Annotated in this window: 15 protein-coding genes; all 15 read left to right on the top strand. The window is 54.0% G+C overall.

Annotated elements, in window-relative coordinates:
• On the top strand, nucleotides 1-236 hold a 236-nt coding region (locus tag LHW45_10715), incomplete at its 5' end, for a hypothetical protein (GenBank protein MCB5286041.1).
• A 10-nt stretch (nucleotides 237-246) separates the two neighbouring features.
• The gene (locus LHW45_10710; GenBank protein MCB5286040.1) at nucleotides 247-408 is read left to right on the top strand and encodes a hypothetical protein; all 162 of its coding nucleotides are present in this window, start codon (nucleotides 247-249) and stop codon (nucleotides 406-408) included.
• Between the two features lie 296 nt (nucleotides 409-704).
• Complete coding sequence (locus tag LHW45_10705; protein MCB5286039.1) at nucleotides 705-854, top strand: DUF3789 domain-containing protein; 150 nt, start codon at nucleotides 705-707, stop codon at nucleotides 852-854.
• 103 nt (nucleotides 855-957) lie between these two features.
• Nucleotides 958-1,143: a hypothetical protein gene (locus LHW45_10700; GenBank protein MCB5286038.1), complete on the top strand. Its 186-nt coding sequence runs from the start codon at nucleotides 958-960 to the stop codon at nucleotides 1,141-1,143.
• Between the two features lie 17 nt (nucleotides 1,144-1,160).
• Nucleotides 1,161-1,427: a hypothetical protein gene (locus LHW45_10695; GenBank protein MCB5286037.1), complete on the top strand. Its 267-nt coding sequence runs from the start codon at nucleotides 1,161-1,163 to the stop codon at nucleotides 1,425-1,427.
• 21 nt (nucleotides 1,428-1,448) lie between these two features.
• The gene (locus LHW45_10690; protein ID MCB5286036.1) at nucleotides 1,449-1,718 is read left to right on the top strand and encodes a hypothetical protein; all 270 of its coding nucleotides are present in this window, start codon (nucleotides 1,449-1,451) and stop codon (nucleotides 1,716-1,718) included.
• Nucleotides 1,715-1,858 (top strand): hypothetical protein, encoded by a 144-nt coding sequence (locus LHW45_10685; protein ID MCB5286035.1) that lies wholly within the window; start codon nucleotides 1,715-1,717, stop codon nucleotides 1,856-1,858. Before LHW45_10690 ends, LHW45_10685 begins: the two co-directional genes overlap by 4 nt.
• Before the next feature lie 118 nt (nucleotides 1,859-1,976).
• Nucleotides 1,977-2,234 (top strand): hypothetical protein, encoded by a 258-nt coding sequence (locus LHW45_10680; GenBank protein MCB5286034.1) that lies wholly within the window; start codon nucleotides 1,977-1,979, stop codon nucleotides 2,232-2,234.
• An 83-nt stretch (nucleotides 2,235-2,317) separates the two neighbouring features.
• Complete coding sequence (locus LHW45_10675; protein MCB5286033.1) at nucleotides 2,318-2,602, top strand: hypothetical protein; 285 nt, start codon at nucleotides 2,318-2,320, stop codon at nucleotides 2,600-2,602.
• 3 nt (nucleotides 2,603-2,605) lie between these two features.
• A complete protein-coding gene (locus LHW45_10670; protein MCB5286032.1) occupies nucleotides 2,606-3,574 on the top strand; it encodes a hypothetical protein in 969 nt (322 codons plus the stop codon).
• Nucleotide 3,575: 1 nt separating this feature from the next.
• Complete coding sequence (locus tag LHW45_10665; GenBank protein ID MCB5286031.1) at nucleotides 3,576-3,842, top strand: hypothetical protein; 267 nt, start codon at nucleotides 3,576-3,578, stop codon at nucleotides 3,840-3,842.
• The gene (locus tag LHW45_10660) at nucleotides 3,839-4,678 is read left to right on the top strand and encodes a PD-(D/E)XK nuclease-like domain-containing protein (protein ID MCB5286030.1); all 840 of its coding nucleotides are present in this window, start codon (nucleotides 3,839-3,841) and stop codon (nucleotides 4,676-4,678) included. The genes LHW45_10665 and LHW45_10660 overlap by 4 nt, the downstream gene beginning before the upstream one ends.
• Nucleotides 4,679-4,792: 114 nt before the next feature.
• A complete protein-coding gene (locus tag LHW45_10655) occupies nucleotides 4,793-5,401 on the top strand; it encodes an HNH endonuclease (protein ID MCB5286029.1) in 609 nt (202 codons plus the stop codon).
• Between the two features lie 16 nt (nucleotides 5,402-5,417).
• Nucleotides 5,418-6,254 (top strand): hypothetical protein, encoded by an 837-nt coding sequence (locus LHW45_10650; GenBank protein MCB5286028.1) that lies wholly within the window; start codon nucleotides 5,418-5,420, stop codon nucleotides 6,252-6,254.
• Between the two features lie 3 nt (nucleotides 6,255-6,257).
• The coding region (locus tag LHW45_10645) for a hypothetical protein (GenBank protein ID MCB5286027.1) at nucleotides 6,258-6,495 on the top strand (238 nt) is incomplete at its 3' end.

The following is a 6,495-nucleotide window of genomic DNA, read 5'->3' as shown; positions in this document are numbered from 1 at the left end:
TATTACCAGACCGCAAAAATGGAGGGTATCGACCCATTGAGGCTGTCATGGCAAGCCCGAAACTACACCAGGCGATGCTGGATCAGGCATTCGTGGCGCTCAAATCTTTGCAGCGGAGATACAAAGACCTGTCGGAACTGACGCCGATTTTTGAAATGGCCGAACAAGTGGAAGCGCAAACCAATAAGAAGCAAGTCAAGGCGAAGGCTGGAAGCGCGGCACAACTGGCGGCATGAGGGCAGAACCATGAACATCGAGCAACGCCGGCAAAACATCGAATCCATGCTGAAAACCTTAGTCGAGCAGACCGCCCCGCCGCCGACAGTGCAGACGAAAGTCAAAGTGCGCAGCCTTGCGCGGCAGAACCTTGCGGAGAGTGCGGAGCGGAAGAGCCGGAGGGCGAAATGAGCAGCTGGGCGAACCGCATCAAAAGGAAGGAGCTTGAGCACATCAGGGTGCTCAATCAGGTATCAATGACCGCCGCCGGGTTTCAGCCTGACCCTGGCCGTAAACTTTCACCGGAGGAGATCCAGAACATCAACATCACTCCTCCCGAGCGGATCCGCGATTGCGGATTCAAACCTCAATACTACTGGGGGGAGAATAAGCGATGAAAATACGATGGAAGCGCAGCTTGAAACGGTGGAATTCGCGGGGAGTCGGGCGCTGGATGTATCACTACGGGCACAGGTAAGGGGGGGCTTATGTGGTGGTTTTTAGCAGGATGCTTTGTTGGTGGGATTATGGGCGTAGTGGTCATGTGTTTGATAGTAGCAGCCGGGCGTGACAGTTGGGAGCGTGACGAATACGAGCGCAGGCTTGCGGCTGATGTTTGCGACGGGGAGCCAACATGAAAGAGACAGCGCCATATTTCGCGGTAGTGGCTTTCCTGGGAATCATGTTTGTCATGGGCTTGGTCGGGCAGTGTGAGATGAAGGACCGACAGAACGTGCCGACATGACGAACGAAGAAAAAATAATCCAGTTGTTAGAAGAGCAGAACCGCCTCCTGTCCATTTTCGTTCAGCCGGTCGTCGCTCTCCAGTCTCAACAACTGGCGAAGATGAGCCGTGAAGAGCGGAAGGCAAATAGCAAGGCGGTTCTGGCGAGAGCGAAGGCGAGAGCCAGGGGCGAAAAAAACTGAACCACAAAGGAGAAGGAATGAAGAAGAAGCCTGTAATGACGAATGAAGAATATGCCCGCCGGAGAACGGCGCTGATTCCCCAGGCGGAGAAGATTTGCAGCAGGGCCAAAGTTCTCCACAACGGCCAACGGGGCGCGAAGTGGGTGCAACTGTTCCTGAAGGTCATGGACCGCCTGTGGCTGCTGGAGATGCTGAAGGAGCAACAGAACCGGATAGCAATCGAGCTGGCCCGCATAAACAACCGGATAACAGCCGTCAACGGGGAGATTTCGAGCGTCGAATGAAAGACGCCGGGAGGTTCTGAGATGAGGGAGAGAAGGACCATTAAGAGTGAAGCGCGGAAGTCCATCATCGCCGGAATTCAACTCGCAATCCTCGGCACGCTGCTCATATTGCTGGCCCAGACATGCGCTTCTGCCCTCGATGGCAGCCATGCGGCCCATGAACTGACACCAGAGCGGCGGGCGGAAGTGATTAGCAGGCTGGACCATTCGCCGCTTGAGAGAGAGCAGCATATCGACCTGGCCGACCGGATTCTTGACAAGCGAGTTGAAGGCAACTGGAGGGGGAAATGATTGAATACAAAGGCGCATTAATATTCCAGTCTTACATAGAACATCTATGGACGGCAGTCTTCGGATACGGGGATTACGTTCAGACGAAAACAGAAGCCGCCGCAAGGCGGGCGGTGGACCTAAGGAGGGGCGAACAGTGAAGTGTCCGAAATGCGGAAAGAGTCTTTACAAGGACAACTGGTATCCGATGGCCGCACGCTGCATGGTGTGCGGATTTTGGGTAGAGCGGCCTAGGGACGCAATGAGAGGAGGAAAGCGATGAGCGCAATGATGGTTGAGATCGGTGGCGTAAAAATGGAAGTCGAGTTTGACTTCTATCCGGGCTACAGGGGCAAACGCGACAGTATGGGCGTCCCGGAAGAGCCGGACGAAGGGCCGGAGGTGGATGTTACGAAGGCGACCGTCCAAGGCGTGAACATCCTTGACCTGATGAGCACGGAAAGCCTGAGGGAGATTGAGAGGAGGGTACTGAGCGAACTGAAAAGTGGTGGGGAAGATTACGACCTGGCGATATAAAAAATCCCCTCAGCCGTCTGGCAATGAGGGGCAAGGAAAACCAATCACGGGCAATTTATCAGATTGTCCGGGGAGGAGTCAAGATGAACGCGGCAGAGAAGATAATTACGGAAGTCCACGAATGCTCTTGCGGGAAATTCTATAGTTCATTGGAAGGCGTAGCCGCATGCAAGGCGAACCATCACGGCAGTGGAAAGGACGCATGGAACGACCGTCACAAATTCCGCAACACGGTAGAGGTCGAATACGATATCCAGTGCGCGGAATGCGGGGAAAAGTTGCGGTTCCGCATGATTGAGGTCAGCGGGACAAGGGCGATGATTGACGTGTTGCCGCATGTTTGCGCGGTGGATGAAGGGGAGGTGTAGGAAATGGCAGCAATCCAAGAATATTCACAGACAGAAGCAGGCTTACAGGAACTCCGTTCGCGCATGGCAGGCGTGGTCTACGACGTAGCTACCACCAAGGGCATGGCCTCAGCCAAGAAAGACCGGCGGGAATGCGTAACCCTCAGAACGTCCCTTGAGGCGATGAGGAAGGAAATCAAGGCCCCTGCCCTTGAGCGGTGCAAGCTGATTGACTCGGAGGCCAAGCGTATCACCGAGGAGATCCTGAAACTGGAACGCCCGATTGATGAGGCAATAAAGGTCGAGGAAGCACGGAAGGAAGCCGAGAAGGCCGAGAAAGCCCGTATTGAACAAGAGCGGGTGGACGGCATCAAGGCCAAAATCCAGACCATCAAAGAGTACCCGATAAAGGCTATCAACCTGACCGCCGCAAAGCTGGCCGAGGTTCTGCCGAACGTCGAGGCTCTTTCAATCACCGAGGACGATTACCAGGAATTAACCGCTGAAGCGCAGTACGCCAAGATGGGGTCGGTCGCCAAGCTGAAAGAAATCCTCGCACAGAAGCAGGCCGCCGAGGCCGAAGCCGACAGAATCAAGGCCGAACAGGAAGCGGAAGCGGCGCGACTCAGGGCGGAACGGGAAGAGGCGGAACGGAAGGCCGCCGAGGAGAGCGCAAAACTGGAAGCCGAACGCGCCAAGCTGGAGGCCGAGCGGAAAGAGCAGGAACGCATTAGGGCGGAGGATGAGAAGAAGATCCGCGAAGCGCGAGAAGCGGAAGAAGCCAAATTGAAAGCAGAACGCGCCGAACTTGAGCGCCAGCAACGCGAGCTGGCAGAGGCCAAGCTGAAGGCCGAAACCGAGGAACTTCTGAGGCGCGAAGCGGAAGCCAAACGGATTACGGAAGAGAAGGCCCGTGCCGAACGGATGGTGGTGTGTCCCAAGTGCGGGCATGAATTCGATAGGGAAGAATCGGCGGCGAAGGAGGCTGCGTAAGATGAAGGTAATAGGAAAGGTTGATAGCGATACTTACCTTTGCCAAGTCAGCCACCGTGAAATTGAGAAGTTTATGGATCTCTACTACGGCAAAAGGGGCCGCCTCGAAGTGGGCGACGCTGTTGACTTAAGCAAGGGCTATGATTTTTACTACGCTACGAAGGTCGCACTTGAGAAGACCGAGGAATTTATCAAGGCCAACAAGGATGTTATCGACACGATACTCACCGGAATATCGATAATGACAAGAGGGGGTGAAAAACAATGAACGGAAATCTTGCAGAGAAAATATCACCCCTGACCCCCGGAATCTACCCCGACATCCCCGCCAGCGACTACCACGGGGAGCTACTGAAGGACTACATATCGAAATCCTACCTGAAACGCCTCGACAAATGCCCGGCAGCGGCAAAGGTCCCGCAAGAGGACACACCCGCCATGGCGTTTGGCCGGGCATCTCACGTGCTCCTTCTGGAAGGCGAAGCGGCATTCTTCAAAGAGTGCGCGGTCACGCCTTCCGGCATCAATAAGCGCACCAACGCCGGAAAAGAGGAATGGGCGGCATTTGAGGCGGCCAACGCCGGGAAGACTCTGGTCACCGCCGATGATTACCTGAAAATCACGGAGATGCGGAAGGCGCTTATGAAACATCCCTTTGCGCCAAAACTGCTGGCCGAGGGCGTGTCAGAACAAACGGTGATATGGCAGGACGCGGGAACGGGACTCCTCTGCAAATGCAGACCTGACCGGATACCCTCAGGCAACAAGGGCGTGTTGGTGGACCTCAAGACCTGCTCTTGCGCCGGAGAGTATGAGTTTGGGCGGGACGTAGTGAAGTATGGCTATCCACTACAGACCGCAATGTATTTGACCGGAATAAATGAGGCGTCGGGAAGTAGGTTCGATACTTTTTGCTTCATCGCAGTCAGTAAAGACGCTCCATATCAAGTCGAGGTTTATATGCTCGACGATGAATTCGTTGATTATGGACGTTCTGAATACCGGAGACTGTTGGCATTAGAACTAGAATGCAGAAAAAGGCAAGAGTACCCGAACTACCAAAACCCCGGAATCGTAACGCTTTATAAACCTGGATATCTGTGAGGTCTGTATATGGCAAACAATAAAGGTCGTGAGGACAATAGGGGTAAGCCGTGTGCGTGCGGGTGCGGACTGCCAATCAGGTCACGTTATGCGAAGTTCCGGCACGGGCATTGGATGAAGACAAAACAAGGCGCGATTGCGATGTCAGCTATCAAGACAAAGGACGTGCCGACAAACCACGGTGACGGTTACTTGACCAAGGCGGCAGGCTTTATGAAGGGCCACAAATTACTGCACAGATTAATTGCCGAAAAGGCACTTGGTAAGCCACTGCCGCAGTCTGCGGTGGTCCACCATATTGATGGCAATAGGGCGAACAACCGCAACGATAATTTAGTAATCTGCCAAGATAACGCACACCACCAGTTGCTACACAGAAGGGCTAGAGCGTTAAAAGAGTGCGGCCACGCGGATTGGAGGCGGTGCTATTTTTGTAAGACATGGGATGACCCTAAAAATTTATACATTCCGCCTGGAACTGGCGCGGTGGAGCATAGGCAGTGCGGAAGAAAATACCGCTCTGAATACTTGAGGAATAAGCGCATCGAAGCTGGTAATCCGGTTGGTCCGGTCGCTACGGTTTTGAACGAAAGCGACGTACTTGAGATAAGGGCCAAATATGAAGCCGGAGGCTACACGTATAAGCAGCTGGGGGGTGAATACAACATTGGCCCCTCACAGGCCGGAAGGATTATTAATCGGACTAGCTGGACCAACATTTAAACGGAGGAAAATCAAAATGAGCGAAAACCTACCACAAACAACTACCAGCAATTTACCTATCACGGCAGGATTCGGTAACGCGGATTCTTTTGAACTCCTTCAACGGCAAGCAAAACTATTGGCATCCTCAGAGTTGGTGCCGAAAGAGTTCCAGGGGAAGATAGCAAACTGCGTGATCGCTCTGGAAATGGCGAACCGTATCGGCGCGTCTCCGATGGCGGTCCTACAGAACATCTATATCGTACACGGTAAGCCGTCCTGGTCATCTCAGTTTATCATTGCAGCAGTGAACGCAACGGGGAGGTTTTCACCTCTTCGCTTTGAGATAACAGGCAAAGACGACAAGAAAACCTGCGTCGCGTGGGCGATTGAAAAAGACACCGATGAGCGCCTTGAATCTCCACCGGTATCAATCGAAATGGCAAAAACAGAAGGATGGTTTTCGCGCAACGGCAGCAAATGGAAGACTATGCCGGATCTGATGCTGAGATACCGCGCAGCTACGTTCTTTGGTCGACTGTACGCCCCCCAGATCCTAATGGGTATGCGTTCAGACGACGAGATTCGCGACATTATCGACATAACCCCCGAGGTTGAGCCTACACCCACCGCCGAAAACATCGTCAAACGGTTTTCTGATGCCGAAACCGTCAACCCCGCAGCCGGCGAAATACCCATCACCCCTGAAGAAAAAACGGAAGCAGCGCAAACCGCTCCCCTCCCCAACATGGACGACATTGATGACGACTGGCCAAGCCCTCCGGGCGAAGCGGTCAAGCCCTGCACTGAATGTGGCGAGGTCGGCGGACATGCGATGAGTTGCCCGAATGCCGAACCGCAGGAGGGAGAATAGCCCATGACCAAAGACGAAACCGAAATGAAGGTGGCCTTCAACTTGAGTGTCGCCGCCCTGATGCTGTCCGACTTGGGCGACAGGTTCCCGGAACGGTCCAGGGTCAGGACGCGAGCATACGACATCGCCGGGAAATGCTTCGACATGCTGTGTGAATTTCCGTTCAAGCAGGTGCGGCATGAAGAATTCTGGAAGTCGCGGAAGCTGAACATGGCGCTGAATCGCGAGATATATCGGCTGT

This window comes from Candidatus Cloacimonadota bacterium, assembly GCA_020532085.1.
Lineage (GTDB): Bacteria > Cloacimonadota > Cloacimonadia > Cloacimonadales > Cloacimonadaceae > Syntrophosphaera.
The sequence above is the reverse complement of the archived record's forward strand: the minus strand, read 5'-3'. Positions and strand labels throughout refer to the sequence as shown.

Bases quoted from the DNA above. Each gene is read 5' to 3' on its own strand.
- LHW45_10685 (MCB5286035.1), top strand. From the start codon at position 1,715: ATGATTGAATACAAAGGCGCATTAATATTCCAGTCTTACATAGAACAT.
- LHW45_10700 (MCB5286038.1), top strand. From the start codon at position 958: ATGACGAACGAAGAAAAAATAATCCAGTTGTTAGAAGAGCAGAACCGC.
- LHW45_10710 (MCB5286040.1), top strand. From the start codon at position 247: ATGAACATCGAGCAACGCCGGCAAAACATCGAATCCATGCTGAAAACC.
- LHW45_10665 (MCB5286031.1), top strand. From the start codon at position 3,576: ATGAAGGTAATAGGAAAGGTTGATAGCGATACTTACCTTTGCCAAGTC.
- LHW45_10675 (MCB5286033.1), top strand. From the start codon at position 2,318: ATGAACGCGGCAGAGAAGATAATTACGGAAGTCCACGAATGCTCTTGC.
- LHW45_10690 (MCB5286036.1), top strand. From the start codon at position 1,449: ATGAGGGAGAGAAGGACCATTAAGAGTGAAGCGCGGAAGTCCATCATC.
- LHW45_10680 (MCB5286034.1), top strand. From the start codon at position 1,977: ATGAGCGCAATGATGGTTGAGATCGGTGGCGTAAAAATGGAAGTCGAG.
- LHW45_10655 (MCB5286029.1), top strand. From the start codon at position 4,793: ATGAAGACAAAACAAGGCGCGATTGCGATGTCAGCTATCAAGACAAAG.
- LHW45_10670 (MCB5286032.1), top strand. From the start codon at position 2,606: ATGGCAGCAATCCAAGAATATTCACAGACAGAAGCAGGCTTACAGGAA.
- LHW45_10660 (MCB5286030.1), top strand. From the start codon at position 3,839: ATGAACGGAAATCTTGCAGAGAAAATATCACCCCTGACCCCCGGAATC.
- LHW45_10705 (MCB5286039.1), top strand. From the start codon at position 705: ATGTGGTGGTTTTTAGCAGGATGCTTTGTTGGTGGGATTATGGGCGTA.
- LHW45_10695 (MCB5286037.1), top strand. From the start codon at position 1,161: ATGAAGAAGAAGCCTGTAATGACGAATGAAGAATATGCCCGCCGGAGA.
- LHW45_10650 (MCB5286028.1), top strand. From the start codon at position 5,418: ATGAGCGAAAACCTACCACAAACAACTACCAGCAATTTACCTATCACG.